The sequence below is a fragment of the Chryseobacterium jejuense genome (assembly GCF_017877355.1).
In the GTDB taxonomy this organism is placed as follows: Bacteria; Bacteroidota; Bacteroidia; order Flavobacteriales; family Weeksellaceae; genus Chryseobacterium; species Chryseobacterium jejuense_A.
This window is the reverse complement of the sequence record NZ_JAGIPR010000001.1, coordinates 575,682-602,662: the sequence shown is the minus strand read 5'-3', so window position 1 is coordinate 602,662 and position 26,981 is coordinate 575,682. Positions and strand designations below refer to the sequence as shown.

The window sequence follows — 26,981 nt, the reverse complement described above, 5'->3', positions numbered from 1 at the left end:
ATTTTTGATTGCCCAAAATTAAGAAATCCTGTTTCTTTTGGCAACATTTTTATACTGATTTTAAAATAATTTTCCCTTTTTTGGACTGTGTAAAAATAAGGTAGTCATTTCCACCATCTTTCAATCCGTATTTCTTTTTGATTTCCTCAGGTTTTAAGGGATAGTTTTTTGAAATAATATTGTATTGCTCTTTCTTTTTAATCTTTTTAGAATCAACCACTTCCATTTCAAAAATTCTTCCCGGGAAGTTGGTAATCCGTTCAGAAGAAGTATATAAATGAGTATTGGGATGTAATTTTTTGACCCCGAATTTCTCTGAAATTAAATTAAAAGTTCCGGCCTTTAAAATGGAATTATTGGGAATGTAAATGAATTTTTCGGGTTCAGCGTACTCCGATTGTGCATTTTCTTCTTCCCCAAATGTGAAACTAAAGTCAGATTCTCCACTTTCCAGGTTTACACAATTACAAATAATCCCTTTATTATTTTCCTCAGATAAAAAGACTACCACCTCTTTTACATCATTTTTAAGAGCAATAATATCAAGTCTGAAAATATGAGGCAAAACTGAAACAAGATACTTCAGATCAATCAATGGAGAGAGTTTAATAATCACCTGATCTGATATTGACATCAATTTTTTCTGGATTTCAAGGATATTGGGGGAAAGATCCTCCAAAAGAAAAACTTTGTTTTTATTCTGATCCCTTCGGGCCGGATCAAGATAAATGGTATCAAAGTTTTCCTGATTTTCATTCAAAAAATCCTCCATTTTCTGATTAATCAATCTTGCTTTCTTCCCAAGGGTATTCCAATTATGTTCAACAATCTCTAAAAGCTCTGCATTTTGCTCTATTAAAGTAATATTTTCAAAGTTTTGAGATAAATAATAGGCGTCAATTCCAAAACCGCTGGTTAGGTCAATAAACTTTTTACCTTTTAAAATTTCTGATTTATAAAGAGCAGTCTTTTCGGATGATGATTGCTCCATATTGAGCTGTGGCGGAAAAATAATTCCATCCTTCAATAAGAAAGGAAACTTTTTCTCTGCTACCTGTTTTCCTTTGATCTGCTGCACAATTTCCTGCATAGAAACCTCAGGAAATGGGGATTTTTTTAATAGTAATGAGTGCAAATCTGTCTTTAGATTTGCATTAATATAGTTTTGAACTTCTTTATTTAGTAGTTTATTTCCCACTGATTATCTCAGATTTTACATTCATTTGGTTAAAATGCTTCGACTCCGCTCAGCATGACAGCGCTAATACCAGATATTTAATTACCGTTTTGGAAATTAATACAGTATATTTTAACAGTGTCATCCTGAGCGGAGCCGAAGGATCTCAGTTATTTTAAAGCGTTCTATTCGAACATTTCTGCCCAACGAACGGCTTTTATTTCTTTTTCATTGTATAGCTCACTGATGGACTTTTTAACGTCTAATTTCGGGTATAAATTAACTCCTATCAGTTTTATTTTTCCTTCTTCAATCCATTGCTGCTCTTCAATGGCATGATTGTAGATTTTTTTCTGAACAACTCCCTGCTTTAAAAGCTCAAGATAACCTCCTGCTTCCTCCATTTCAACAAATAATGCCCATGACTTGTCTGCAATCTGTTGAGTGATATCTTCAATATAGTAACTCCCGTTAGCAGCATCTTCAAATACATTGATAATACTTTCGTAAGCCAATACAATCTGTTGTTTGAAAGAAATTTCTTCAGAGTTATCAGTACTTCTGGCTACAAGATAATTGTTAGTAAAAACAGCATCTGCCCCACCAATCATTGCTGAAGCCAACTCCAACGTAGAACGGATCAGGTTGTTTTCACTATCAGAAACCGCTTTATTTCTAAGGGAAGTCTCTGCAAAGATGTAAGGAATTTCGTCCATACCATATTCTTTAGAAAGCTGGTTAAAAACCATTTTAAAGGCTCTTAACTTCGCCATTTCAAAGAAGTAATTACCTCCTACAGCAATTCTGAAGATTAATTTATTGAGAATTTCAGCTCCATATACTTCTATCAGCTCTTTTGTTTTTGCCAAAGCAATCCCTAGTTGCTGATAAATTGCAGCACCTGCATTCTGATGCAGTGAAATATCTACACAAATACTTCTTTTGAATCCTTTTGCCAATAATTCCTTTGCCAATTGATCGTCAATCATTGCATCTTTTTCATTGAAGACGTCAACTAAAGAAAAATATTGGTCTTCATCCTGAGGTGTAATATGTCCTGCAAGTTCTTTATTGTTGATGAAGAGGGTTTTCTCGCTCAGATCTTCTACATTCTGATCAAGTAAAAATGCAAATACTTCTTCTTCCAGACTTTCGTGATATTGGGCTACCAAATGAGTACTTTCTTCAACTCTTGGCAGATTTACCAAAGGCTTTTTAACATCCGTATAAAAAGGTCTCACTTCTATTCCTTCCAGGTTTTCCTTTTCCAGAATTGAGTAAATATCCTCTGTTTTAAGCTGTTTTTTTACTAGATTTTCCCAATTTGGAAGTGTAACTGTATTTGACATTAGTTTTATTTAAATTGTGAATGGGCAATGGCGAATTGATGAACTTCTCCCTATTGACGTATCCTATTATTATTTCTTATCAACTTTTGTACTGTCGACCACCAAAATGAAGATTTCTTCATTCGGTTTCTTCATAAAATAGTTTTCTCTTGCGTACTTTTCCTTTTCTGATTTGTTGTTCATCAATTTTTTATAGAAAGCATCATTCTTTTCGTATTCTTTTTTGTAATACTCCAATTGATCTTCATATTTATGAATCTCACCATTCAGTTCGTTAATTACAAGAAATGAGGTTTTGTCGAAGAAAATCATCCATACCAAAAACAGACAGATCGTAATGGTATACTTATTCAACACATATTTTTGGATAAGTTTGAATGTTTCAGATTTCGGCTGAATGTCTTTGATAAGGTTATTTTCTTCCATTTTTTTAATGTTTTTTCAACGAGTTCTTAATAACAGTAGTTAAAAAATCAATCGCTACGGAATTCTGTTTCATATTTGGGATAATAAGATCTGCATCATTTTTAGATGGCTCAATGAATTCCTGGTGCATTGGTTTTAATGTGGTCTGATAACGGTGTAATACTTCGCTCAGATCTCTTCCTCTTTCCTGGGTATCTCTCCTGATTCTCCTTATCAGCCTTTCATCAGAATCTGCATGAACAAATACTTTCAGATCAAATTCTTTCAGTAATTCTTTGTTGGTAAGAACCAGAATTCCTTCTACTACCAATACATTCTTAGGTTCTACAGTTACGTGATCTCCTGTTCTGGAATGCGTCACAAAGCTATAAATCGGCTGTTCTATCGGCTCATTATTTTTTAAAGCTTTTACGTGTTTTATCAACAGTTCAAAATCTATTGACTTCGGATGGTCATAATTTAAAGCCTCTCTTTCTGTCAGTGTAAGACCTTGGTTGTCGTGATAATAATTATCCTGTGAAAGGATATTCATTCCTTCGATATCAAGCTGCTGAAGTATCTTATCAACAACTGTAGTTTTGCCGGATCCTGTCCCACCGGCAATTCCTATTACAAGCATTGTTTTTTGTTTCTTTATAGTTGGTACAAATATACTATTTTAGATAAAATGTGGCAATGCGGAGAGAGAAATTGACCAATTAAGAAATTAGTACATCCTGAAGTTAAAGTAAATAGTCTAAAAAATTATGATAATACCAAAATTTGGATTGATTTGAAGATAAAAAATCAATCTTTTTTCGTCTTTAAAACAGTAATTCTATTTTTTAACGCAAAAGAAAAATAATCTGACGCTTTACTTTAGTGAGCCAAGGCAACAACTTTGTCGCTGATGAAGTGATATGGGTATGCTTTTGCTTCAGAGAAATGAATGAAATTGACTCCATGCTTTGTATTCTTGAATTCCTTCTGCCTCGGAATGACAGTGGATTATCTTTGAATACTGATTGAAGATTTTCACAAAAAAACCGACCAATGTATTGGCCGGTTCTTATTTTATAGGATTTCACTTGTTAATTCGCGTGAAAGTAATTTTTCGTGCATAGGCTTCAAAAGATCTAATGAGCCTGTTTTTACGGTACATTTGCCCTTATAATGGACAAGCATTGTACATTGTTCTGCCTGTTCCCATGTATGTTTGCATATTTCAATCAGGCTATCGATAACATAATCGAAGGTGTGAATATCATCATTATGCAAAACCAACTTGTAGACATCATCCGTATCGTCCAGTACCAGAACGTCTTCTTCATACTGACGTTTCGGATCTTCATAGTCTTTTATCGTATTATAAAAATTCATTCTTAGTTGTTTTAAACTTCACCAATTTTTTCTGCTAAACTATCAATAGCATTGGGTTCCTGATATATCAATTCAACCAGTTCCACACTCTTATTGTTCATCTTCAGAATTTTAAAATGATAGTCATCCAAATCAAATTCCTGGTTTTCTTCGGGAATATCTTCCAATTCATAAAGAATAAATCCTGCTAATGAGTTGTATTCACTTTCTTCAGAAAGAGGCAGCCTTTTCGGCAAGAATTCATTGATTTCATCCAGAGGCTGTGTTGCCTTTACCCAGTAGGTATTGTCAGCAATTTTATCAACAATTTTCTCTTCTTCATCCTCTTCATCCTGAATTTCTCCTACCAATTCTTCCAGAATATCTTCAAGCGTAATAATACCTTCTGTTCCACCAAATTCGTCAATAACAATGGCAAGGTGTTGTTTTTTTTGTTGGAAAATTTTCAATAAGTCTGAAACTTTCTTGCTTTCCACTACGAAAAAGGCATCACGCATCAGGTCTTTAAGATCTTCATGATCTAAAGCTCCTTTTCTTTTAACAAATTCTCTTATAATTTCCTTTGTATAGAAAATACCGATTATATTGTCAATAGAATCAAGATATACAGGAATACGGGAATAACCGCTATCCATAATTGTATTGATAATATCGTTCACATCTTCTTCAAAGTCGATGGAAGTAATATTCTGTCTTGGAATCATGATCTGTTTTGCAGAGTGATCTGTAAAATCAAATGCATTTTTAATGATTTCGTAGTTCTCTTCTTCAATTTCACCACTGTCTGCACTTTGTTTTACCAAAAGCTGAAGCTCTTCTGTAGAGTGGATTTCCTGCTCTGAAGCAGGATGAATTTTTATCAGTCTTAAGAAACCATTAGACATGGAGTTCATCAACCAGATAAACGGTTTAAAAATTGTGTAGAAAACTCTCAATGGTACAGCTGTAGCCATTGTTGTAGCTTCTGATTTTCTGATGGCTATTGATTTTGGGATAAGTTCACCAAATACAATATGCATAATGGTAATCAACACAAAGCTAGTCACCACTGAAACGGTGGTAATTGTTGTTTGGGTTAATTCTACATTTAAAGAGTGAAAAATATTTTCAACAACATGATGCAGGGCACTCTCTCCTACCCAACCAAGGGCAAGGGATGCCAATGTAATTCCTAATTGTGTAGCCGAAAGATATTCATCCAAATGCTTGATGATATGTTCTGCTTGTTTTGCCATAGAATCCCCATCTGCGGCTTTTAATTGAATTTGAGAGTAACGAACTTTAACAATTGAAAATTCTGCGGCTACGAAGAAGCCATTTAGTAATACAAGAAATAAGGCCAGCAAAAGCCTGACTATGTCCGAGTCCATTTAGAAGTTGTATAAATTTTATTAGGTACAAAGATATGCAAAATAAAAATAACCTGAATCTGGGATAGATTATTTCAATAAAGGAATTTTTGAGAAGAAAAACAACTTCTTAAAGTCCATCTATATTGCAATAAAAAAAATAATTGGACATACCTTTCATTTCTATACGAAAAGGGAGATTTTTGGGCGCTTAATTGTGTTTTTTAACCTTTAAAAATAAAAAAGCACCGATAAAATCGATGCTTTTGGTTGTATGTTAAAATAATTCTTTACGAATTTTTCAAAGCTTCTGCTCCGGAAACAATTTCCAAGATTTCGTTGGTAATTGCAGCCTGTCTTGCTTTGTTATAGAAGATCTTAAGATCATTTCTCAAAGCTTCTGCATTATCTGTTGCTTTGTGCATTGCAGTCATTCTAGCTCCGTGCTCAGATGCTACAGAATCTAAGATTGATTTGAAAACCTGAGTTTTGATAGACTTTGGAATTAAGTTATCTAAGATCTCAGTCTTGTTAGGTTCAAAGATGTAATCTGTTTCAACCTGTGGCTCTGTAGTTTCTTCAGGCATTGAGATGGGAAGAAGCTGTTCTGTAGTCACTTCCTGAGTAGCAGCATTAACGAATTTGTTATAAATAACGTAAACTTCGTCAAATTTACCTTCTTTGAAGCTAGCCATTACTCCTTCTGTAATATGAGCAACAGCATCAAAGTTCAAGTTATCATACACAGAACTTCCATTAGCATATACTGAACGATTTCTTCTTACAGCATCATATACTTTTTTACCTACAGGAAGAACTTCAATCTCGTACTGAGAATTGTTCTGAAACTGAAGGTTAAGCTCTTTTACAATTGAAGAGTTAAAAGCCCCCGCAAGACCTCTGTTTGAAGTAACAGCGATGAAAAGTATTCTTTTAACCTCTCTTTTCTGAGCATATACAGAAATCTGATCAGGATCTGAGCTAGAATTTACATTCTGGATAAGCTCCTGTAATTTTTCAGAATAAGGTCTTAACATTACGATTGCGTCCTGTGCTTTTTTAAGTTTCGCAGCGGAAACCATCTTCATAGCACGTGTAATCTGCATCGTAGATGAAATTGACGTAATTCTGCCTCGTATTTCTTTTAAGTTTGCCATTAATTTGGGTTCAAAGTTTAAGGTCTAAAGTTTAAGGCTTAAAAGCTATGTTTTAAACCTTAAACATTGAATTTTTTTAGTTGTATTTAGAAGCTAAATCATTAGCTGCCTGCTTAAGAACGCTAGTAATATCGTTATCAATTTTCCCAGATTTAATAGCCGCCATAGTATCAGGGTGCTTAGATCTTAGGAACTCGATATATTCGTGTTGGAATTCTTTAATCTTGTTCAATGGAACGTTTCTCATTAAGTTTTCTGTTCCAGCATATACGATTGCTACCTGACTGTCTACAGGAAGCGGAGCATTTACCGGCTGCTTAAGGATTTCTACGTTTCTTTCTCCTTTAGAGATTACGGCTAAAGTAGAAGCATCAAGGTCAGAACCAAACTTAGCAAACGCCTCTAGTTCTTTATATTGAGCCTGGTCAAGTTTCAATGTACCAGATACTTTTTTCATTGATTTGATCTGAGCATTACCTCCTACCCTTGATACAGAGATCCCTACATTGATCGCCGGACGAACCCCTGAGTTGAATAGATCAGACTCCAAGAAGATCTGTCCATCAGTAATAGAGATTACGTTAGTTGGGATATACGCAGAAACGTCACCTGCCTGAGTTTCAATGATTGGAAGAGCAGTTAATGAACCTCCACCTTTCACGATTGGTCTAAGAGATTCTGGCAAGTCGTTCATTTGCTTAGCGATGTTATCATCAGCAATTACTTTTGCAGCTCTTTCCAATAGTCTTGAGTGAAGATAGAAAACGTCTCCAGGGTAAGCTTCACGGCCCGGTGGTCTTCTTAATAGTAGAGAAAGCTCACGGTAAGCAACAGCTTGCTTAGATAAATCATCATAAACGATCAATGCTGGTCTACCAGTGTCTCTGAAGAACTCACCGATAGAAGCTCCTGCCATTGCAGAATATACCTGCATTGGAACTGGATCTGATGCATTAGCTGCAACGATTACCGTATATGCTAAAGCTCCTTTATCAGAAAGAGTTTTAACGATTTGTGCTACTGTAGAAGCTTTCTGACCGATCGCAACATATATACAATATACAGGCTTACCTGCATCAAAGAATTCTTTTTGGTTGATGATCGTATCAATCGCAACAGTAGTTTTACCTGTTTGTCTGTCACCAATGATAAGCTCTCTTTGTCCTCTTCCTACAGGAATCATCGCATCAATTGCAACGATACCTGACTGTAAAGGCTCAGTTACCGGCTGTCTGAAGATAACTCCAGGAGCTTTTCTTTCTAATGGCATTTCGTATAAATCTCCTGTGATAGGACCTTTACCATCGATAGGGTTACCAAGAGTATCAACTACTCTTCCTAACATACCTTCTCCTACTTTGATAGAAGAGATTCTGTTTGTTCTTCTTACTGTATCCCCTTCTTTTACTAATTTACTTTCACCAAGTAGAGCAACACCTACGTTGTCTTCTTCAAGGTTAAGTACAATACCTTCTACATCACTAGAAAATTTCACCAACTCTCCGTATTGTACGTTTTCTAACCCGTATACACGAGCAATACCATCACCGATGGTTAAAACTGTACCTACTTCCTCAACATTTGATTGAGTATCGAAGTTGGCCAATTGCTGTTTTAAGATCGCAGATACTTCTGCCGGATTTATTTCTGCCATTGTATGGTTGTTTTTCTTAATTTAATTGGAAATCTTTTTTAACTTGGTTCAATTTGGTCTTTACAGACGCGTCTACCTGCTGGTCTCCTACTCTTAGGATGTATCCTCCTAAAATATCCTGGTTGATGTTTACTTTCAAATCGAAGTTTGAATTGGCATTCACCAAGTTGGTGGATCTTAGAATCTGATCAATATTCTCTTTAGAAAGCTGAGTAGCCGTGGTAAGCGTTACTCTCTGTACTCCGTTGATATCTTCAACTTTCTTGATGAATTCCTGAGCGATATTTTTTAATTGGTTCTCACGTCCGTGTTTAATAACCAATTTGATCAAATTCTGGGAAGATGCTGATAAACCTTTGAAAATTTCGTTTGCTACCTCTATTTTCTTTTTTGCATCAATGTAAGGTGTAAGGAAGAATTTGTTTAAATCCTTAGATTCAATCATGATCTTCACTACATCTTTCATTTCAGAAAACACGGCAGCTGTCTGACCTGATTCATTAGTGAAATCAAGTAAACCCTGTGCGTATCTTTTCGCTACTTTAGATGTAAGCATTCTTAGTTAAGGTTAGATTTGTTGATATAATTTTGAACTAATTCGTTTTGAGCTTCAGTGTTATCTAGCTTTTGTTTCAAGATAGATTCTGCAATGTTTACAGATAAAGCACCGATCTGAGTTTTGATGTCTGCCATTGCAGCATTTTTCTCAGCGTTGATTGTTTGCTTAGCAGCTTCAATAAGTTTATCTCCTTCAGCTTTAGCAACATCTTTAGCTTCACCTACGATTCTGTCTTTAATTTCTCTAGCTTCTTTAAGGATAGCGTCTCTTTCGATTTTAGCTTCACGAATGATTCTTTCGTTGTCAGCTTTAAGATCTTCCATCTCTTTTTTAGCCAATTTAGCTTGGTTCAATGCATCAACGATAGAAGTTTCTCTTTCATTAACAGCATTTACAATCGGTTTCCAAGCGAATTTAGCTAGAAGAAATAATAGGATAACAAAAGTAAGGGTCATCCAAAACAAAAGTCCAATTCCAGGTTCAATAATTCCCATATCTGTAAATTCTTTTTTTAAATGTTATTTTATGGATTGTTTTTTTAAAAATTCTTAGCAGCAGCCAACCGCTTTACTGCTAAGAATGTTTTTTGAGGATAGATTACTTGATGAAAGCACCAAAGATGATCGCGATAAGACCAGCACCTTCAATAAGACCAGCAGCAATAAGCATTGCTCCTTGAATCTTACCAGCTTGTTCTGGTTGTCTAGCGATAGCGTCCATTGCGTGACCACCGATTTTACCGATACCTAGACCTACACCTAGTACTGCTAAACCGATACCTACGTAAATTAATCCTGCTCCTGTTGATAAATCCATAATAAATAAATTATATTAGTTAAAAAATTATTTTTAAATTCTTTCTTTTAATTAGTGAGCGTGCTCTTCGTGACCGTGCTCATGTTCGTGTTCTGCAACTGCGATTCCGATAAATAGTGCGGATAATACAGTGAAGATATATGCTTGCAATGCTGCTACCAATAATTCCAATACTGAAACGAATAATGCTAATGGTACAGATGCAAATCCTAATAATGGAGTTTTGAAAATGAAGATCAATGAAACGATCGCCAAGATCATAATGTGTCCCGCTGTAACGTTAGCGAAAAGTCGCATCATTAAAGCGAAAGGCTTTGTAAAGATTCCGATAATCTCAATTGGAACCATAATTGGGTACAATAAGATGGGAACCGGCGGCATAAAGATGTGCTTCCAGTAATCTTTATTTGCACTGAATAATGTAATTAATAATGTAATAATTGCCAATACTGCTGTGATTGCAATGTTACCTGTAAGGTTTGCTCCGAAAGGGAAGAATGGAATTAATCCAAAAAGGTTGTTAATCCAGATAAAGAAGAATGCAGTTAATAAATAAGGCATATATCTTTTATATTTAACAGACCCGATATTTGGAATAGCCACCTCGTCTCTGATAAACACAATCACTGGCTCCATAAATCTCCCAATACCTTTTGGAAGTTGTGATTTTTTATAGTTTCTTGCCATTCCTATGAACACTACCGCCATAAAAAGTACTGACAAGAACATTGAAGCTGCATTTTTTGTTACTGAAAGATCAAAAAACACTTCGTTTGATTTTTGCTTCCCACTGATGATTGAAAATAATGTAGCTTTTTCAACACCTTTAGTAGAAACTACCTGCCCGTGTTCTAAAGTATATCCATCATGTTCGTGTCCGTGAGCAATACTACTAGAAAGAAAAGTATGCCAGCCTTCATTATCTTTGATGATAACAGGCAAAGGGATAGAAACGTGATGTTCTTCACCACTGTCATCTTTTGTAGTCCATAAATGCCATTCATTAGAATCACCAATGTGTTCCATGATCATCGTGGTCGCATTGAAGCCGTCTTTCACTTCTTTGTTCTCTACTTTTTCCGCTGATTTCTCTCCTTCAGATTCGTGCTGAGCAGAAGCTAAACTGCTTATAAACACAAATAAAAATGTGAAAAATAATGAAGAAATTTTTCTGTTCATATCTCTTTTTTAATCGTGTGCAAATATATCGATTTTATTAAACTTTACCAATACTAAAAATTGATTTTTATCATCAAAAAAATCAAGACTTATTAATGAGTTTTATTATGGGTAAATAAATAAGGAAAGATGCGATAAGAAAACAGATCACTATAAAGAGAAAATTAGCTTTCGTCTTTTCAATTATAATTAAAGAAATAATAAGCCATATTAAATCCTTAGAGAGGTTAATGACCAGAAATTTCATTCCTGCATCCTGTTTACCGTACAAATATTTTTTAAATATTGTATATACTATTATATTAAGGAATGCTATTAATACTATAATAATAAAACTATCAAGAAAATTCATGCTGCAAAAATAAGATTATAATTTTTGAAACAAAAGAATTCTTATATATAAGGTAGGGAGCTGGAAGAAGGAAGCACTATTGCATAGAGTTACACTTTTAATTCATTTTATTAAAAGTGACTTTGTAACTCTTAGATTTTAAAAAAACACCTTATTAAAGAATCTCATTGGGTTTTATCGACCCAAAAAAACTTATTTATCCCCGCTTCCAGCACACAACTTCAATCAAATCCCTATAATATTAAGTCTATCATACTCAGGTTTCTTAAAAATTCCTTATTTTTGCAAACCTATAATTTACAATAAATATGTTTAATAGTTTACAGGATAAATTAGACAAGGCATTACATAATATTTCCGGACGTGGAAAAATTACCGAAATCAATGTAGCGGAAACCGTAAAGGAGATCCGTAGAGCATTGGTAGATGCCGATGTTAACTATAAAGTTGCAAAAGATCTTACTAAAAGAGTTCAGGATAAAGCTTTAGGAGAAAACGTTCTTACTTCCCTTACTCCGGGACAGCTGATGACGAAAATTGTTCATGACGAGCTTGTGGATTTGATGGGAGGTTCTCAGGAAGGGATTAATCTTTCAGGAAAACCATCTGTAATCCTTATTGCAGGTCTTCAGGGTTCTGGTAAGACTACTTTCTCCGGAAAACTTGCTAATTATTTACAAACAAAAAGAAATAAAAAGCCTTTATTAGTGGCATGTGACGTTTACCGTCCTGCTGCGATTGACCAGCTGAAAGTATTAGGAGGGCAAATTAATGTTCCTGTTTATACTGAAGAAGGAGCTACAAACCCTTCTACTATTGCGGAAAATGCAATCAATTTTGCAAAGGCTAACAACCACGATGTAGTAATTGTGGATACCGCAGGTCGTTTAGCAATTGATGAGCAGATGATGAACGAGATCAAATCCGTACATTATTTCATCAAACCACAGGAAACTCTTTTCGTAGTAGATTCCATGACTGGTCAGGATGCTGTGAATACTGCTAAAGCCTTCAACGATGCATTGAATTTTGACGGGGTTGTTCTTACCAAATTAGATGGTGATACAAGAGGGGGTGCCGCTTTAACGATCCGTTCTGTAGTTGAAAAACCGATCAAATTTATCTCTACAGGAGAAAAAATGGAAGCCCTTGATGTTTTCTATCCGGAAAGGATGGCCGACAGAATCTTAGGAATGGGAGACGTTGTTTCCTTAGTAGAAAGAGCTCAGGAGCAGTTTGACGAAGAAGAAGCTAAAAAACTTCACAAGAAAATCGCTAAAAACGAGTTTGGTTTTGACGATTTCTTAAAGCAGATCAACCAGATCAAGAAGATGGGTAACATGAAAGACCTGATGGGAATGATTCCTGGGGTTGGAAAAGCCATCAAAGATGTAGAGATCAGTGATGATGCATTCAAGCATATTGAAGCAATTATCTACTCCATGACACCGGAAGAAAGAAGAAAACCTTCTATTATCAATACTCAGAGAAAAAACAGAATTGCAAGAGGCGCAGGAAGAAAGATTGAAGATGTGAACCAATTGATGAAACAATTCGATCAGATGGGTAAAATGATGAAGATGATGCAAGGACCTCAAGGAAAGCAGATGATGCAGATGATGAGCAAAATGCCAAATATGCCCGGAATGGGTGGAATGTTTGGAAAATAATTCAGAACCAGATTCCGTTACATATAAAATCCGACTCAGTTTTGAGTCGGATTTTTTTGTTTTTTATCTTTAAATAGGCTTATTATTTATCAGATTTCTGAGCTTTCCCCTTGATAAAGTAAGAAAAACCAACATTAACCCCGAAAGTTTTAATATTCGTTTTAACATCTGTATTCATAATAGTTTCCTTATTTGAAAACTGGTCATAAGAAACTCCTAAATTGATTCCTAAAGACGAAGTAGCCATATAAGTTACCCCTCCTTTTACTTTCCACGCTAAACCATCTGTAGTAGCCTCTGTATCTTTCATTAATAAAGGATCAAGCCCTTCATTATTGATGTCATTATAAAAAGAATACTTTGTCTTATTGGATGCATATCCAATCCCTGCCCCTAAGAAGGGTACAAACTTACTGGAATTAGTAAAATAATAAGTAGCCGTAGGCATTACAGAAAAAGTAGAATTTGTAGATTTAAGACCTTGATATTTAGTTGTAGTGTTAACATATCCTAAATCAATACCAACCGCTAATTTGTCTATGACAAAGTACCCTACGGAAGGAGTAATTGAAAATGTGTTTACTTTTGGGCCATCAGTAGAGTTACCTCCTACTTTTACAGTCGTTGTAGTGTTGTTAAAACCCATTCCTGTGTTTCCGCTGATTACCCAGTCTCCTTTAGTCATTTGGGCATTAGAAAGCCCGAAAAGTGCTACTGCACCCGCTAATAATAGTTTTTTCATGATTATTAATTGAATGATTAAAATTTATATCCTACTCCAAGTTGTAAGAAGTTCATTTTTAGTTTTTCTCCATCTACAGGATCCTTAATCATATTCGTCAGACCAAAGCTATAACGAGCATCTAAAAACAGACCTTTATAAATGTTATAATCCGCTCCAAGGAATAAACCGAACTCTGTAGACTTAAGACCATCATCAAAGTATTTTTCAAGGTATTTTTCTCCTTCATGTAAAGCTTCCTGATTAGAAACCGCTCCACTAACCTCCATCTTCACTTTTGTATTGGTTCTAAAGCTCACATATGGACCTGCATAAAGCCCTAATTCCGGTGTTGCATAATATCTTGCTGACACAGGGATTACAATTCTGTTGAAGTTAAGCTTTTCTGTAACGGTAACACCATTAGCGCTCACAACAGCCTTACCACCCAGATTTGCATATTCAATTTCTCCCTGCAATGCAAACTTATTATTGAGTTTATGCTCAACCAGCCCTCCAACATAAAAGCCGGATTTTGATTCTAGATTAGCCTTTAACCCTTCAAATTCAAAACTATCACTGTTAGAATTTAATGTTGATAAAGCATATCCTGCTTTTACTCCGAATTTTGTTTGTGCATTAAGCCCTGCAAACAGAACGATTGCAGATGCTAATAAGATCTTTTTCATGGATTATTATATATTTTTAATAGTGTAAAATAAAAAAGCCCTAAGATAATAATCCTAGGGCTCTATATTACTATATGCTTTGTTTATTATTTTGAAAACACATATTTAACTCCGAAAGTTACAGAAGTTAAGTTTAAACCGAAGTTATAATCATTAACTCTCTTAGCTCCGTCAACATTTTGCTTGTAAGTGTTGTATCCGAATTCACCGATAGTAGCTTCGATAGTCCAGTTTTTGTTTAAGAAATAATCTAAACCTGGCTTAATGTTAACTCCGATTGAAGTGAAGTTAGATTTATCAGATACAGAAGAAACTGAAGTAGTTGTACCAGCTGGTGTAGTCAATGTAGTTGTTGAAGTACCTTCAACTTTATTTTGACCAAATGCCATTGGAACTTCTAATTGTCCGAAGATATATAATTTTTCACCAATAGTCCAGTATTTTCTTACGAAAGGAGCTACAACGATTGCAGACTCAGTTACTTTACCTTCAGTAATAGTTAAAGGATTAGTTCCTGTAGATTCAGTTTTTTTAGTGTTATCGTTTTTATAACCTACACCTACACCTACAGCTAGGTTAGTGTTTACGAAATAACCTACAGTTGGAAGAATTTTGAAGCTCTCAACTTTAACATCTGTATTGTTATTTTCATTTTGAGTATACCCTAATTGTCCTGAAACATATGTAGTACCTTTAGCAATCTGAGCATTTGATAATCCGAAAAGTGCAACAGCACCCGCTAATAATATTTTTTTCATTTTAAAAAATTTTAATACTTTCTGGAGGCAAATTTACAGTGGTATCCACTAATATTAAAATTTGTTAATGTGATTAATATCATTGTTAAAATTTAAGGTTTTATAATAATAAATCATATCAAGGAGAGTCTTTTGAGTTTTTCACAATATTATGAATAAAAAAATCTCAATTTGACACCCAGAGCCTCATATGTTTGATTTTTAAAATATAAAGACTTTAGTGAAATCAGCTTAAATTGGCAAAATACAGCAAAAACAGTCTTGCTAAAATGTTAATTTTTAAGGAATTAACTTAAAAAAATCAAACAAATGTTTATAATTATAGTTAATATTACCGTCCCAAAGTGGTACAACAGAGCCACATAGCTAAATTCTATAATACCTATACAGCATGGTCTAATAAAAAAACTCCGGCTTTTGACCGGAGTTTCTTATATTATTGCAATATGTGCTTATTTAATATAGAAGTTGTATCCTAAGTTAACAGCACCTACATTCCAGTCTTCTCTGTACCAACCGTGATCACGTCTGTTGCTGATAGACTGATATCCTATGTACAATTCTCCTTTAGACATCTGGTATCCGAATTTAGGTTGTGCATAGAAACCACCATCTACACCGTCTTTAGTAGAAATTCCATATCCTAAGTCTAACCCTACAAAAATAGGCGCTCCTTTAAATTTATATTTACCAGAAACTGCTACAGGAATAAATCCGAAATCATCAAAGTGATCTTTCCCGAAGAAATGGGAGTATCCTGTTGCTACCCCAAGGTCAAAACCTTTAGCAATATTCCACATATAAGCTCCATCTACTCCTAGTGTAAATGAAGATACATTGCTTGCATCAGATACAGGAACACCAATGTGTCCTCCTAATTTTAAACCTTCCTGCGCCTGCGCAGCACCTCCTAAAAGTGCAAAAGCACCTACTAATAATAGCTTTTTCATTTTTTAAGTTTAAATTTTACGGTCCAAAAGTACTAATTATTTTTATCAAAAGAACATATCCAGACATATTCCATTCATTAAAAACAAAAAAACAGAACAAATTATGTCCTGTTTTTTTATATGCTTTTATTTCTTAAATCTTTAGGATTAATTCCCTCCAAATTTGAAACCTACACCTACTTGAATGAAGCTGTTTTTTAATGTTCCATTTTCTCCGTCTTCTTTTTTAGCAAGGTTAGAAACACCTAAGTTATATCTTGCATCAAAAAACAATCCGTTTTCAAGTGTATATTCAGCACCAACAAATGGAGCTAAATTTAGCTTATTCATGTTATCTTTCACATCTGTAGTTGTTGTTTCCGATTCAGAAAATGCTTCTCCTAGAGCTGATCCCGATAATTCTAATGTTGATTTCACTTTTGCAGAAATGATAACACCTACATTAAGACCTACTCCGAAAGCTAAATTCTCAGTAGCATAATATTTAGCACTGATAGGAATTTGTACAGTTCCCAGTTTCCAGTCTGTTTTTTCAGTACCTGTTACATTTACTCCTGCTTCGGTAAAAGCAACAGCTTCTTCTTGCTTACCTCCAAGTGGAGAATATAAAACCTCCCCTTGCACAGCAAATTTATCACTGAACTTATATTCAGCCATTGCACCAGCATAGAAAGTAGATTTTGCATCAAATTTGTAAGTAGTTCCTTCACCAGTTGCCTTAAGCATTGATAAAGAGTAACCAGCTTTAGGTCCAAATTTAAATTCCTGAGCGTTTGCGTTGATTCCCAATACAGCTACCGCTGCAATAAGTAATGTTTTTTTCATTGTTAATTAGTTATACATTTAAGGACTGCAAAACTAATTAATTTTTTCAAATTAACAAATTTTAAGAGAAAATTTAAGGTTAACAAAAGGTTAACGGAACTTTTATCCATTCAGGATTATTCATTTCTCTGTCTTTTTTCTTCATCATTATAAGCTAAGATAATTTTTCTTACGACAGGGTGTCTCACTACATCCTCCTCTGTAAGATGCACGAAACCAATTTCCTTCACGCCATTCAATATTCTCATAGCTTCTTTCAATCCGGATTGCTGGTTTTTCGGAAGGTCAATCTGACTTGGATCTCCTGTAATAATAAACTTCGCATTCATTCCCATCCTTGTCAGGAACATTTTCATCTGAGCATGGGTTGTATTCTGTGCTTCATCAAGAATTACAAAGGCATCATCAAGAGTACGCCCTCTCATAAAAGCTAACGGAGCCACTTCAATGACCTTTTTTTCCATAAATCCTTCCAGTTTTTCATGCGGGATCATATCACGAAGCGCGTCATACAATGGCTGCAAGTACGGATCCAGCTTTTCTTTAAGGTCTCCCGGTAAGAATCCAAGGCTCTCCCCTGCTTCTACCGCCGGTCTTGTCAGAACAATCCTTTTCACCTCCTTATCTCTTAAAGCTCTTGCGGCCAATGCAACGCTGGTATATGTTTTTCCGGTTCCTGCAGGGCCAATGGCAAATACCATATCTTTTTTCTCGGTTTCCTTTACCAGTTTTTTAAGATTGGTCGTTTTAGCCTTAATAACTTTTCCATTGACTCCTTTTACGATGATATCCTGATCAAAAATCAGTTGTTTCTCATTTTCATCTTTAATATTCAGGATATTTTCAACGTCTTTCAGAGCTATCGAATTGTTTTTTGAGATAAATTTTACAATGTCATTCAGTTTTTGTTTCAGTATATCTAAAGCTTCCTGATTTCCCATTGCAAAAATATAATGGTCTCTTCCAGTAATTTTAATGGTAGGAAAACTTGATTTTATTAAGTTGAAATATTGGTTATTAACTCCATAGAAGATTTTCGCATCGATATCTTCCAGATCATAGGTCAATTCAAACATGCAGTATTTTTATTTTAGATTTTAAAATTAAAGCTTTTTTTCAAATTTATATCAAATTCTTTTCAACAATCTTTCGGGCTTTCTTTTTATTTTAAATAACTTTGCAAGACTACACTATTCTATAAATTGCTCATGTCAATTATTACCCTTACTTCGGATTTCGGAAATTTAGATTACAGAGTTGCCGCTGTGAAAGGCAAAATTCTGTCTCTAAATCCTGAGGTTAATATTATTGATATAACCCACGACATCCAGGCATTCAATCTTATACAAACGTCTTATATTGTAAGAAACGCTTATAAATATTTTCCAAAAGGAAGCATCCATATTATTTCTGTGGACAGTTTTTACCATAAATCGAGAAAAAATATCCTTTATAAAGCTGATGGCTCTTACTTTTTGACAGCAGACAACGGTCTTTTAAGCCTAATCTTTTTTGATATTAAACCGGAAGCAATCTATGAGATCACACTTAACAATCGTTTTGATGATGTCATCAATTTCACTTCTACAGACATTTTTGTTCCTGCTGCTGTACATCTGGCGAATGGCGGCCTTCCGGAAGTAATCGGAAGAAAAATAGATACTGTTAAGCAACTCATGTTCCCAAGAGCTGTTTATAATGAATCTGAAGGAATGATTATTGGTGAAGTTACTTATATTGATAATTTCGGAAATATAATCTCAAATATCAATCAAGATTTCTTTGAAAATATCAGCAAAGGATACAATGGATTTACCATAAAATTCAGAAACCTGAGTCTTTCAAGGATCTTTTCCAGCCACACGGAAGTAGTTTCAGACTGGGAAAGGGAGACGGAATTCCATGGGCAGTCCGCAGCAATCTTCAATGACAGTCAGTTATTGGAGCTTACTATCTATAAAGGTAGCAAGAAAAACGGAGCTAAAAGCCTGTTTGGACTGAATGTAGGAGAAAATATCTACATTGAATTCACGTAAAATTATATATTTCATAAAAAAACCGATTTTTTTTATATATTTGTCAAAATCTAAAAATCAAAAATGGCAGAATACAAATTATTGCTTCCTTCCATGGGAGAAGGGGTTATGGAAGCGACAATTATCACTTGGTTATTCAATGAAGGTGATAACGTAAAAGAGGATGACTCTGTAGTAGAAATTGCAACAGATAAAGTAGATTCAGACGTTCCGACACCAGTTTCGGGAAAAATCGTAAAAATTTTAAAGCAAAAAGATGAAGTTGCAAAAGTAGGTGAGGCCATTGCTATTTTAGAAATTGAAGGAGAAGGTTCTGCTTCTGAGGAAGTAACCTCTGAAACACCAGCAGCGACTCCGGATACTGAAACTTTAACAACTATTGAGCAGCCTTTACAAACTGTAGCTGCATCCAATGTAGAATTCTCAGGAGACCTTTATTTATCTCCACTTGTAAAATCAATTGCACAACAGGAAAATATTTCTGAAGCTGAACTGAAATCTATCAAAGGAAGCGGTTTAGAAGGAAGGATTACTAAAGAAGATATTTTAGCTTACGTTGCTAACAGAGGAAGCCAACCTGCTCAACAGGCTGCTCCGGTTCAGCAAACAGTTTCTGCTCCAGCTCCTGTTTCAGCACCAGCTGCAACAATTACTGCCGCTGCAGGTGACGAAATCATTCCGATGGATAGAATGAGAAAGATCATCGCTGAAAACATGGTGAAAGCAAAACAAATTGCTCCACACGTAACTTCTTTCATTGAAACAGACGTTACCAACGTTGTAAAATGGAGAAATAAAAACAAAGCGGTCTTCGAAAAACGTGAAGGAGAAAAGCTTACTTTCATGCCTATTTTTGTGAAAGCTGTAGTAAAAGCAATCCAGGATTTCCCAATGATTAATGTTTCTATAAGTGGTGAAAACATCATTAAAAAGAAAAACATCAACATCGGTATGGCAACTGCTCTACCAGACGGAAACCTTATTGTTCCTGTAATTAAAAATGCAGACCAGTTATCTCTTTCAGGTCTTGCTAAAGCAATCAATGATTTAGCTTACAGAGCCAGAAACAAGAAATTAAGACCGGAAGATACTCAGGGAGCTACTTATACCATCTCTAACGTTGGAAGCTTTGGAAACCTTATGGGAACACCAATTATTCCTCAGCCACAGGTTGCAATCCTTGCTATCGGAGCTATCGTTAAGAAACCTGCAGTTCTTGAAACAGCTGATGGTGACGTAATTGCAATCAGAAACCTGATGTTCATGTCTCACTCTTATGACCACAGAGTGGTAGACGGTTCTCTAGGTGGAATGATGCTGAAACATGTTCATGACTACCTAGAAAACTGGGATCTGAACACAGAAATATAAGTCATGAGTAATCAGCAATAAGTAATTTCTTACCACTGATTCTATAACAAATATAAAACCTTCGATTTTTAATCGGAGGTTTTTTTGTGGACTAATCTGTGTGTATTTGAATTACGAGGTAATATAACCTGGGTTCAAATTGTCTTTTATAAAACAGAACCAAATTATATATGAAACAATTCATTTTAACCACATTTGCTTTAAGCACTTCGATAATGGCCTACACACAGAAAACTGAACAATCTGCATTAATTGATCGGTACGTGAAAGAAGTGATGACAATCAATCAGATCCCAGGTTTGGCTATTGGAATTATCAAAGATGACCAGATCGTTTTTCAACAGTATTATGGTAAGGAAACTCTGGAAAATGATAAAAAGGTTGATTCCAATTCAATGTTCAGGATATATTCAACCTCTAAGTTAATATCAAATGTTGGCGCTTTTCAACTGATTGAAAAAGGTCAATTATCTTTGGAAGACAATATTTCAAAATATATTGAAAACCTGCCTAAAGAATGGCAGGAGGTTAAAGTAAAAAACCTGTTAACCCATTCTTCCGGAATTCCAAACCTTATCGCCTTTAATGAGATCTCCATAGATGATTCTAATACCAAGGTTATTGAACGGCTGGCTAAGGAAAAAATGGAATTTAAAACAGGAAATCAATTCAGTTATAATCAAACGAACTATTTTCTTCTTACCATGATTATTGAAAAAATAACGGGACAGTCTTTTGAAAACTTCATTATGAACAATCAGTTTTCAGATTCTAAAAAACAAGTTGTTTTTTCTTCAAATGCTCTTGAAAAAATTCCTCACCGTGTTGTAAAATACAACTACAATTCTGAAAGAAAACAATATGAAAAATCTACGGACATTAGTGGAACAAGAGCACATTCTGCCAATGGAATAGCCATAACCCTTCCGGCATTTTTAAAATGGAGCAGCCACCTTAGTAAAAACGATTTCCTCCATCAAAAAACAAAAGACATGATGTGGCAGCCCTTTGACTTTGGTAATAAAAAAGATGTTTTCACCTATGGATGGGACATCAGTAGAGTGAATAATATAGCCTCATACAATTTTTCTGGTGGAAATGTAAGTGCTTATAAAATTTATCCACAAAATAATATGGCAATCGTTATGATGTCTAATGGGTACAGCTTATTCCCTATCCAATACCGCATTATTAATCACATTGCTGCTATGATTGATAAAACTTTAACAGACGACTATTCATCAGCAGAAGAAACCATCATCTCCGAGTTTTCTAAAAAAAACAATCCTGATGCTGAGAAAATCTATTATTCCCTAAAAGCCAAAAATCCAAAATGGAATTTTGAAAATACACTGAACGACATAGGTTATATTTTATTGAGAAACTCAAGAACTGATGAAGCAGTTAAAGTTTTCGCAATCAACGTTAAGGAAAATCCACAATCAGCAAATTCTTTTGACAGTTTGGGTGAAGGATATTTTTCAGCCAAAAATTATGCTTTAGCATTAGAAAATTATAAAAAATCATTAGCATTAAATCCGGAAAATACCAATGCTCTAAAAATGATTAATAAAATAGAGGATCTGACGAAAAAGAAATAATTTTGTCCTAAAATATTGAGTCTAAAAATAGGGGGCCTTGACTAAAAGTCAAGGCCTTCTATTTTCCCAAACTTTTTTCAACAATTATAAACTTTATAAAAAAATCATGTATTTTTATATTCCTGATTATATTTTAAATCATTTCAAAAATCTTTAAAAGAAATATAATTCTCAAAAATTTGCTGTAATTTCATCTCTCAAAAATAATAAATGCTGAAAATCCTCATCCTTATTCGCCAATCCATAAAGAAATCCTTTGACAACATCCGGAATGAACAGCTGAAGCACAATCTTTTGCAAGCCATTCCCTTTTGGATTGGATCTGTGATTACCGGTTTTTTTGCAGTATTGTATGCAGAGGTATTTGCCTGGGGTGAACATCTCATGAACTTTATTTTTGAGTGGCATGCATGGATGATTTTCATTATTGCTCCCATAGGATTTGTGCTTTCGTGGTGGCTGGTAAAGGAATTTGCACCCAATGCTAAAGGAAGTGGCATTCCCCAAGTGATGGCGGCAGTAGAACTCGCTAATCCGAAAGAGCATAAAAAGATCAGAAGCCTTTTAAGCTTAAAAATCATTATTTTCAAAATTATTTCGTCTGTAATTTTGGTGATTGGTGGTGGTGCCGTAGGCCGCGAAGGTCCTACCATCCAGATTGCAGGCTCTGTTTTCAGAAAAGTAAATGAATACCTTCCAGATTGGTGGCCGAAAATATCTAAGAAGAATATGATTATGACAGGTGCAGCAGCAGGTCTTGCGGCGGCTTTTAACACTCCTCTTGGCGGGATTGTTTTTGCCGTAGAGGAATTATCAAAAACACATATCAATTACTTTAAAACAGCTTTATTTACAGCGGTCATTATCGCTGGTCTTACAGCCCAAACTTTAGCCGGATCTTATTTGTATTTAGGGTATCCAAAAACCAATGATGTTTCTCTCATGGTGATGTTTCCTATCATACTGGTAGCAGCTACTGCCGGAATTATGGCAAGTCAGCTTTCCGTAATTATGCTTAAAATCAATGGCTGGAAAAGGAAAACGCTGAAAACAGATAGAGCTAATGTTGCATTTCTGGTTGTATGTGCTTTAATTATTGCCTCTATCGCCTATTTCATTAATCGTGAAATTTTGGGTTCAGGAAAGGAAATCATGGAACGGGTACTTTTTACAAAGGATAAACATGAAGATTGGTATGTTCCTATTTTAAGAATGCTTGGTCCTGCCCTATCCTTTACTTCCGGAGGTGCCGGTGGTATTTTCGCTCCAGCTTTATCCGCAGGAGCAAGTATCGGATCTGTTATTTCAGGAGTGATTCATTTAACTCCCAATGAAACCAACGTAGTCGTTTTAGGGGGAATGGTTGCTTTTCTTACCGGAATTACCAGAGCTCCATTTACATCAGCCATTATTGTACTGGAAATGACTGACAGGCATTCATTGATTTTTCATCTGATGCTTGCCGGCATGGTTTCTTCCATTGCTTCTATCTTAGTAAGCAGACATTCTTTGTACGATGTATTGAAAGTGAATTTTTTAACGGAACTCAGAAAAGACTAAACTTCCTATAATAAAAAAGACCTGTTGTTTACAGATCTTTTTTTAGCATTATATTTAGGTCTTTAAAGGCTTCCGATAGTTCTTCAGCTATTTCATAATTTATGACTCTAATCACCAGCTTATCCAGTTTTTCACTTGATCTTTTCACTTTGTAGGTTACTATATTTAAAAATGCATCCCCATTTTTCCTTTTGGATACTTTATGAAACTCTACAACTTTGCTCAAATCCCACAAATCTCCTTCATAATAGAGTTTCCCATTTTTATCTACCGAATTTACTCTAATATTATTTCCTTCGAATTCAGCAGCAAGTCTTAGCATTCCATTATCCCTATCTGCTCCAAATACTTTAATTTTATCAGCAATAAAAGCCTTCACTTCATCCACATTATGATATTTTCCCAGAAGATCTTCCTTTCCGTTAGCATAAGTGATTTTGTAAATTTCTGATTTGTTTAATGAGTGGCTAGGCCCATCCAGATAATCCAATTCTTTGTAAGTAATATTTGAAGCTCCGACTTCTATAATTTTAGCATCAAAAGAAGTTCCATTTTTCTTGGAAATCTTATCCTGTGAATAGCAGACAATTCCCATCAGCAACAGCGGCAGCGTATAAATTTTAGTTTTCATGAAATAAAAAATTCTTCCAGTAAAGGTATAAAAAATGCCATCAATACTCAAACTTCAACGATTAACACTCCATTATTTCATCAATACGTTTGCATATTACAAATATAATTTCTAATTTTGCACCTCGAAATAATTAACAAATTCATTTAACATTATGAACAATTACGAAACTGTTTTCATTTTAACTCCCGTTCTATCTGAGTCACAGGTAGAGGAAGCAGTGAACAAGTATGTAGATCTTATCAAAGAAAAGAACTGCGAAATCGTTGCTAAAGAAAACTGGGGATTAAAAAAATTAGCTTACCCAATCCAATTGAAAAAGAATGGGTTCTATACTTTAATCGAATTTAAAGGAGAAGGTTCTGTAGTAGCTGACTTAGAATTAGCATTCAAGCGTGACGAGAGAGTAATCCGTTACCTTACTACAAAACTTGACAAGCACGCTGTTGAGTACGCTGTAACTAGAAGAGCTAAAGTAAAATCAGCTAAAGCTTAATTAATTAACCCTATTTTTTAAAAAAGACAAGACATGGCAATAGATGAAATGGCTAAACAAGCCTCAGCTGGAGGAGAATCAGAAGTAAAATTCCTTACTCCACTTGATATCAATACAAAATCTGAAAAGAAATATTGTAGATTCAAAAAATACGGAATTAAGCACGTTGATTACAAAGATGCTGATTTCTTATTACAATTTGTAAACGAGCAAGGTAAAATCTTACCAAGAAGATACACTGGAACTTCTTTAAAATACCAAAGAAAAGTTTCTGCTGCTATCAAAAGAGCAAGACACCTTTCTTTACTACCTTACGTAGCTGACTTATTAAAATAAGACAAAAAATAAATAAAAGAAGAGAGTAATCTCTTCTTTTGTTGCTGAATAAATAATTAATTCTAACTTGATTTTGGATCACTCTAAAATCTAAAAAAAGGACAACAACAATGGATATCATCCTAAAACAAGACGTAGAAAACTTAGGACTTGAGTTTGATACAGTAAGTGTAAAGCCAGGTTATGCAAGAAACTTCTTACTACCTAAAGGAATTGCACTTTTAGCTACACCTAAAAACAAAGCTGCTTTAGAAGCTACTTTAGAAGCTAGAAAAGAAGAAGAAGCTAAATTAATCGCTGCTGCTAACGCTGTAGTTGAGCAATTGAAGAAAACTTCTGTTACTATCCCTGCAAAAGTAGGTTCTGGTGATAAATTATTCGGATCTATCAATAATGCAGATCTTTCTGCTGCTCTTGCTAAAGCTGGAGTTTCTGTAGAGAAGAAATATATCAAAATCCCAGGTAACACTATCAAGAGAACTGGTAAAGTAACTGCAAACATCAGATTACACAGAAACGTTGAATACAATTTCGAATTCGATATCGTATCTGACGCTCCAGTTGTAGCTGCTCCTGCTGCTAAGAAGGAAGAAGCTAAATCTGAAGAAGCTTAATAAGCAACAGAGAATTTCTCACAATATAAGAACCACTTCAATTTTTGAAGTGGTTTTTTTTATGTTGAGATGAGAAGGCTAATAGATTGGAGGTTGGAGACAGGCTGCGTTTGTGAAAGATTGTAGTTCCTGTTTTTGATTGAAATTTGTTTCAGTTTAACTACCCCATCTTTTTGCTCTGCAAAAAAGCCACCCCTTCAGAGAAGGGGAATATAGGACATTCTAAGATATATTAGTTGAAATATTTCCATTTACCTGTAATGGTTTTTAATAAACTGAAAAATGCATTTTTCACCATCATGTATTACAAACCCAAAACACACCTTAGACTCTCCCACTCTAATACTCTAATACTCTAATACTCTAATACTCTAATACTCTAATACTCTAATACCCTCCAGCTCGCTACCTGTCGCCTCTTAATTTCTGCTGATATTCCGTTGGTGCTACTCCAATTATTTTCTTGAAGATATTGCTGAAAGAAGACAAACTATTATATCCTACCATCATCGCAATCTCATACATATTATACTTTCCTTCCAGCATCAACTCCAAAGAACGGGTAATTCTTAATGCTCTCAGAAAACGGACGTAATTCATGCCCAAAATTTCTTTGAATTTCCTGGAAAGGGTTCTTGTGCTCATTCCAAACTCTTTGGCGGTAGATTCAATGGTTAAAGGCTTCTCCATGTTAGCATGAATATATCTGGCTATCTTCAGTAAGGTTTCATCTTTGGGAAACGGATGCTGAACTGGAAAAGCCAGCTTTTTATCTCTTTTTTCCGGCAAAACTCCTTTTAAAGCTTTGAGAAAATAATATTTCGCGCCATCATTTATTGTGATTTTCCCATTCCAATCTTTGGTGTATAAAATCATCTCTCTGAGTAACTCATTGACTGAATAAATATTAATTTCATCAAAAAAGCCATTTTCGTCCACTTCCTTTTTGAAGTAAAAATTATATAAATCTACTTTGGGGCTGGTAGAAAAAAGATAATGCGGCGTACCAGCAGGAATCCACATAAAGCATCTTGCCGGAAGATACCAGTGTTTCAGATCCGTAAAGACATGTACAATACCGCCTTCTGCATAAACCAACTGAGCAGAACTGTGATAATGGATATCTGTTGTAATATTTCCGGTAAGGACATGATACACATAAAATTCGGCATCTTCATCCTCTACGGCTTTGAAATGACTGTCATTCATTAAATAAAGATAGCCATAATTTTCAAAATGGCGTAAATCAACAAATCTTTTTCTGTTTTCACAAATAGTGTCGGACACCTGACGTCGTAAATTTGCAGTATCAAAATCATTTTAGCAAAAATCCTTTAATTAATTTA

At 34.8% G+C, this 26,981-nt stretch carries 28 protein-coding genes; 8 read left to right on the top strand and 20 right to left on the bottom strand.

What is annotated here, in order from left to right:
- Positions 1–49: 49 nt before the first annotated feature.
- The 12 genes from J2772_RS02760 to atpB all read right to left on the bottom strand — a co-directional run bounded on the left by J2772_RS02760 (position 50) and on the right by atpB (position 11,025).
- Positions 50–1,198 (bottom strand): class I SAM-dependent methyltransferase, encoded by a 1,149-nt coding sequence (locus J2772_RS02760; RefSeq protein WP_209913060.1) that lies wholly within the window; start codon positions 1,196–1,198, stop codon positions 50–52.
- A gap of 164 nt (positions 1,199–1,362) precedes the next feature.
- Positions 1,363–2,526 (bottom strand): methylmalonyl-CoA mutase family protein, encoded by a 1,164-nt coding sequence (locus J2772_RS02755; protein ID WP_209913058.1) that lies wholly within the window; start codon positions 2,524–2,526, stop codon positions 1,363–1,365.
- Positions 2,527–2,595: 69 nt separating this feature from the next.
- The gene (locus tag J2772_RS02750) at positions 2,596–2,952 is read right to left on the bottom strand and encodes an FtsB family cell division protein (RefSeq protein WP_209913056.1); all 357 of its coding nucleotides are present in this window, start codon (positions 2,950–2,952) and stop codon (positions 2,596–2,598) included.
- Positions 2,953–2,956: 4 nt separating this feature from the next.
- A complete protein-coding gene (gene udk, locus J2772_RS02745; protein WP_045497309.1) occupies positions 2,957–3,571 on the bottom strand; it encodes a uridine kinase in 615 nt (204 codons plus the stop codon).
- 434 nt (positions 3,572–4,005) lie between these two features.
- On the bottom strand, positions 4,006–4,311 hold the full coding sequence (locus tag J2772_RS02740) for an ATP-dependent Clp protease adaptor ClpS (protein ID WP_045497312.1): 306 nt from the start codon (positions 4,309–4,311) through the stop codon (positions 4,006–4,008).
- 11 nt (positions 4,312–4,322) lie between these two features.
- Positions 4,323–5,681, bottom strand: coding sequence for a hemolysin family protein (locus J2772_RS02735; protein ID WP_209913054.1), 1,359 nt, complete (start codon positions 5,679–5,681; stop codon positions 4,323–4,325).
- A gap of 269 nt (positions 5,682–5,950) precedes the next feature.
- A complete protein-coding gene (atpG, locus tag J2772_RS02730; RefSeq protein WP_209913051.1) occupies positions 5,951–6,817 on the bottom strand; it encodes an ATP synthase F1 subunit gamma in 867 nt (288 codons plus the stop codon).
- 76 nt (positions 6,818–6,893) lie between these two features.
- On the bottom strand, positions 6,894–8,471 hold the full coding sequence (gene atpA / locus J2772_RS02725) for a F0F1 ATP synthase subunit alpha (RefSeq protein ID WP_076550217.1): 1,578 nt from the start codon (positions 8,469–8,471) through the stop codon (positions 6,894–6,896).
- A gap of 16 nt (positions 8,472–8,487) precedes the next feature.
- A complete protein-coding gene (gene atpH, locus J2772_RS02720; protein ID WP_209913050.1) occupies positions 8,488–9,027 on the bottom strand; it encodes an ATP synthase F1 subunit delta in 540 nt (179 codons plus the stop codon).
- A gap of 2 nt (positions 9,028–9,029) precedes the next feature.
- Entirely contained in the window at positions 9,030–9,524 is a 495-nt protein-coding gene (locus tag J2772_RS02715; RefSeq protein WP_045497327.1) for a F0F1 ATP synthase subunit B, read from the bottom strand.
- A 103-nt stretch (positions 9,525–9,627) separates the two neighbouring features.
- A complete protein-coding gene (locus tag J2772_RS02710) occupies positions 9,628–9,846 on the bottom strand; it encodes an ATP synthase F0 subunit C (protein WP_007844726.1) in 219 nt (72 codons plus the stop codon).
- Positions 9,847–9,897: 51 nt separating this feature from the next.
- Positions 9,898–11,025 carry a F0F1 ATP synthase subunit A gene (atpB, locus tag J2772_RS02705; RefSeq protein ID WP_209913048.1) on the bottom strand — a complete coding sequence of 376 codons (1,128 nt, stop codon included), beginning with the start codon at positions 11,023–11,025 and terminating at the stop codon, positions 9,898–9,900.
- Positions 11,026–11,685: 660 nt separating this feature from the next.
- On the opposite strand from atpB, the gene ffh reads away from it, so the two are divergent.
- A complete protein-coding gene (gene ffh / locus J2772_RS02700) occupies positions 11,686–13,047 on the top strand; it encodes a signal recognition particle protein (RefSeq protein WP_045497337.1) in 1,362 nt (453 codons plus the stop codon).
- A gap of 82 nt (positions 13,048–13,129) precedes the next feature.
- On the opposite strand, the gene J2772_RS02695 is transcribed toward ffh, so the two are convergent.
- From J2772_RS02695 to J2772_RS02670, 6 genes are all read right to left on the bottom strand, one after another.
- Positions 13,130–13,789: an OmpW family outer membrane protein gene (locus tag J2772_RS02695; RefSeq protein ID WP_209913046.1), complete on the bottom strand. Its 660-nt coding sequence runs from the start codon at positions 13,787–13,789 to the stop codon at positions 13,130–13,132.
- A 17-nt stretch (positions 13,790–13,806) separates the two neighbouring features.
- A complete protein-coding gene (locus J2772_RS02690) occupies positions 13,807–14,457 on the bottom strand; it encodes a porin family protein (protein WP_209913044.1) in 651 nt (216 codons plus the stop codon).
- A gap of 86 nt (positions 14,458–14,543) precedes the next feature.
- On the bottom strand, positions 14,544–15,215 hold the full coding sequence (locus J2772_RS02685) for an outer membrane beta-barrel protein (protein ID WP_209913042.1): 672 nt from the start codon (positions 15,213–15,215) through the stop codon (positions 14,544–14,546).
- A gap of 452 nt (positions 15,216–15,667) precedes the next feature.
- Complete coding sequence (locus tag J2772_RS02680) at positions 15,668–16,165, bottom strand: hypothetical protein (RefSeq protein ID WP_045497348.1); 498 nt, start codon at positions 16,163–16,165, stop codon at positions 15,668–15,670.
- A 147-nt stretch (positions 16,166–16,312) separates the two neighbouring features.
- Positions 16,313–16,990 (bottom strand): porin family protein, encoded by a 678-nt coding sequence (locus J2772_RS02675; RefSeq protein WP_209913039.1) that lies wholly within the window; start codon positions 16,988–16,990, stop codon positions 16,313–16,315.
- Positions 16,991–17,106: 116 nt separating this feature from the next.
- Positions 17,107–18,066: a PhoH family protein gene (locus tag J2772_RS02670; protein WP_045497354.1), complete on the bottom strand. Its 960-nt coding sequence runs from the start codon at positions 18,064–18,066 to the stop codon at positions 17,107–17,109.
- Positions 18,067–18,198: 132 nt separating this feature from the next.
- Here J2772_RS02670 and J2772_RS02665 point away from each other — a divergent pair, with 132 nt between their 5' ends.
- The 4 genes from J2772_RS02665 to J2772_RS02650 all read left to right on the top strand — a co-directional run bounded on the left by J2772_RS02665 (position 18,199) and on the right by J2772_RS02650 (position 23,558).
- Complete coding sequence (locus J2772_RS02665) at positions 18,199–19,026, top strand: S-adenosyl-l-methionine hydroxide adenosyltransferase family protein (RefSeq protein WP_209913037.1); 828 nt, start codon at positions 18,199–18,201, stop codon at positions 19,024–19,026.
- A gap of 63 nt (positions 19,027–19,089) precedes the next feature.
- Positions 19,090–20,397 (top strand): dihydrolipoamide acetyltransferase family protein, encoded by a 1,308-nt coding sequence (locus J2772_RS02660; RefSeq protein WP_209913035.1) that lies wholly within the window; start codon positions 19,090–19,092, stop codon positions 20,395–20,397.
- 170 nt (positions 20,398–20,567) lie between these two features.
- Complete coding sequence (locus J2772_RS02655) at positions 20,568–21,998, top strand: serine hydrolase domain-containing protein (RefSeq protein ID WP_209913033.1); 1,431 nt, start codon at positions 20,568–20,570, stop codon at positions 21,996–21,998.
- Between the two features lie 210 nt (positions 21,999–22,208).
- The gene (locus J2772_RS02650; RefSeq protein WP_209913031.1) at positions 22,209–23,558 is read left to right on the top strand and encodes a chloride channel protein; all 1,350 of its coding nucleotides are present in this window, start codon (positions 22,209–22,211) and stop codon (positions 23,556–23,558) included.
- A gap of 28 nt (positions 23,559–23,586) precedes the next feature.
- Here the strand turns inward: J2772_RS02650 and J2772_RS02645 are convergent, their stop codons facing one another.
- Positions 23,587–24,189 (bottom strand): hypothetical protein, encoded by a 603-nt coding sequence (locus J2772_RS02645; RefSeq protein ID WP_209913029.1) that lies wholly within the window; start codon positions 24,187–24,189, stop codon positions 23,587–23,589.
- Between the two features lie 154 nt (positions 24,190–24,343).
- On the opposite strand from J2772_RS02645, the gene rpsF reads away from it, so the two are divergent.
- The 3 genes from rpsF to rplI all read left to right on the top strand — a co-directional run bounded on the left by rpsF (position 24,344) and on the right by rplI (position 25,635).
- Positions 24,344–24,685 carry a 30S ribosomal protein S6 gene (gene rpsF / locus J2772_RS02640; RefSeq protein WP_045497373.1) on the top strand — a complete coding sequence of 114 codons (342 nt, stop codon included), beginning with the start codon at positions 24,344–24,346 and terminating at the stop codon, positions 24,683–24,685.
- 33 nt (positions 24,686–24,718) lie between these two features.
- Positions 24,719–25,021 (top strand): 30S ribosomal protein S18, encoded by a 303-nt coding sequence (gene rpsR / locus J2772_RS02635; protein ID WP_034706728.1) that lies wholly within the window; start codon positions 24,719–24,721, stop codon positions 25,019–25,021.
- A 110-nt stretch (positions 25,022–25,131) separates the two neighbouring features.
- Positions 25,132–25,635 carry a 50S ribosomal protein L9 gene (gene rplI / locus J2772_RS02630; RefSeq protein WP_209913027.1) on the top strand — a complete coding sequence of 168 codons (504 nt, stop codon included), beginning with the start codon at positions 25,132–25,134 and terminating at the stop codon, positions 25,633–25,635.
- Positions 25,636–26,040: 405 nt separating this feature from the next.
- Here rplI and J2772_RS02625 read toward each other — a convergent pair whose 3' ends face one another.
- Entirely contained in the window at positions 26,041–26,922 is an 882-nt protein-coding gene (locus tag J2772_RS02625) for an AraC family transcriptional regulator (protein ID WP_317194476.1), read from the bottom strand.
- Positions 26,923–26,981 lie beyond the last annotated feature (59 nt).

What these genes read in the sequence shown, in the direction of transcription:
- J2772_RS02650 (WP_209913031.1), top strand. Translation starts at nt 22,209, where the DNA reads ATGCTGAAAATCCTCATCCTTATTCGCCAATCCATAAAGAAATCCTTT.
- J2772_RS02675 (WP_209913039.1), bottom strand. Translation starts at nt 16,990, where the DNA reads ATGAAAAAAACATTACTTATTGCAGCGGTAGCTGTATTGGGAATCAAC.
- J2772_RS02750 (WP_209913056.1), bottom strand. Translation starts at nt 2,952, where the DNA reads ATGGAAGAAAATAACCTTATCAAAGACATTCAGCCGAAATCTGAAACA.
- atpA (WP_076550217.1), bottom strand. Translation starts at nt 8,471, where the DNA reads ATGGCAGAAATAAATCCGGCAGAAGTATCTGCGATCTTAAAACAGCAA.
- J2772_RS02660 (WP_209913035.1), top strand. Translation starts at nt 19,090, where the DNA reads ATGGCAGAATACAAATTATTGCTTCCTTCCATGGGAGAAGGGGTTATG.
- ffh (WP_045497337.1), top strand. Translation starts at nt 11,686, where the DNA reads ATGTTTAATAGTTTACAGGATAAATTAGACAAGGCATTACATAATATT.
- J2772_RS02710 (WP_007844726.1), bottom strand. Translation starts at nt 9,846, where the DNA reads ATGGATTTATCAACAGGAGCAGGATTAATTTACGTAGGTATCGGTTTA.
- J2772_RS02655 (WP_209913033.1), top strand. Translation starts at nt 20,568, where the DNA reads ATGAAACAATTCATTTTAACCACATTTGCTTTAAGCACTTCGATAATG.
- rplI (WP_209913027.1), top strand. Translation starts at nt 25,132, where the DNA reads ATGGATATCATCCTAAAACAAGACGTAGAAAACTTAGGACTTGAGTTT.
- J2772_RS02645 (WP_209913029.1), bottom strand. Translation starts at nt 24,189, where the DNA reads ATGAAAACTAAAATTTATACGCTGCCGCTGTTGCTGATGGGAATTGTC.
- atpH (WP_209913050.1), bottom strand. Translation starts at nt 9,027, where the DNA reads ATGCTTACATCTAAAGTAGCGAAAAGATACGCACAGGGTTTACTTGAT.
- J2772_RS02755 (WP_209913058.1), bottom strand. Translation starts at nt 2,526, where the DNA reads ATGTCAAATACAGTTACACTTCCAAATTGGGAAAATCTAGTAAAAAAA.
- J2772_RS02740 (WP_045497312.1), bottom strand. Translation starts at nt 4,311, where the DNA reads ATGAATTTTTATAATACGATAAAAGACTATGAAGATCCGAAACGTCAG.
- J2772_RS02665 (WP_209913037.1), top strand. Translation starts at nt 18,199, where the DNA reads ATGTCAATTATTACCCTTACTTCGGATTTCGGAAATTTAGATTACAGA.
- J2772_RS02715 (WP_045497327.1), bottom strand. Translation starts at nt 9,524, where the DNA reads ATGGGAATTATTGAACCTGGAATTGGACTTTTGTTTTGGATGACCCTT.
- J2772_RS02670 (WP_045497354.1), bottom strand. Translation starts at nt 18,066, where the DNA reads ATGTTTGAATTGACCTATGATCTGGAAGATATCGATGCGAAAATCTTC.
- J2772_RS02735 (WP_209913054.1), bottom strand. Translation starts at nt 5,681, where the DNA reads ATGGACTCGGACATAGTCAGGCTTTTGCTGGCCTTATTTCTTGTATTA.
- udk (WP_045497309.1), bottom strand. Translation starts at nt 3,571, where the DNA reads ATGCTTGTAATAGGAATTGCCGGTGGGACAGGATCCGGCAAAACTACA.
- atpG (WP_209913051.1), bottom strand. Translation starts at nt 6,817, where the DNA reads ATGGCAAACTTAAAAGAAATACGAGGCAGAATTACGTCAATTTCATCT.
- atpB (WP_209913048.1), bottom strand. Translation starts at nt 11,025, where the DNA reads ATGAACAGAAAAATTTCTTCATTATTTTTCACATTTTTATTTGTGTTT.
- rpsF (WP_045497373.1), top strand. Translation starts at nt 24,344, where the DNA reads ATGAACAATTACGAAACTGTTTTCATTTTAACTCCCGTTCTATCTGAG.
- J2772_RS02695 (WP_209913046.1), bottom strand. Translation starts at nt 13,789, where the DNA reads ATGAAAAAACTATTATTAGCGGGTGCAGTAGCACTTTTCGGGCTTTCT.
- J2772_RS02685 (WP_209913042.1), bottom strand. Translation starts at nt 15,215, where the DNA reads ATGAAAAAAATATTATTAGCGGGTGCTGTTGCACTTTTCGGATTATCA.
- J2772_RS02690 (WP_209913044.1), bottom strand. Translation starts at nt 14,457, where the DNA reads ATGAAAAAGATCTTATTAGCATCTGCAATCGTTCTGTTTGCAGGGCTT.
- J2772_RS02680 (WP_045497348.1), bottom strand. Translation starts at nt 16,165, where the DNA reads ATGAAAAAGCTATTATTAGTAGGTGCTTTTGCACTTTTAGGAGGTGCT.
- rpsR (WP_034706728.1), top strand. Translation starts at nt 24,719, where the DNA reads ATGGCAATAGATGAAATGGCTAAACAAGCCTCAGCTGGAGGAGAATCA.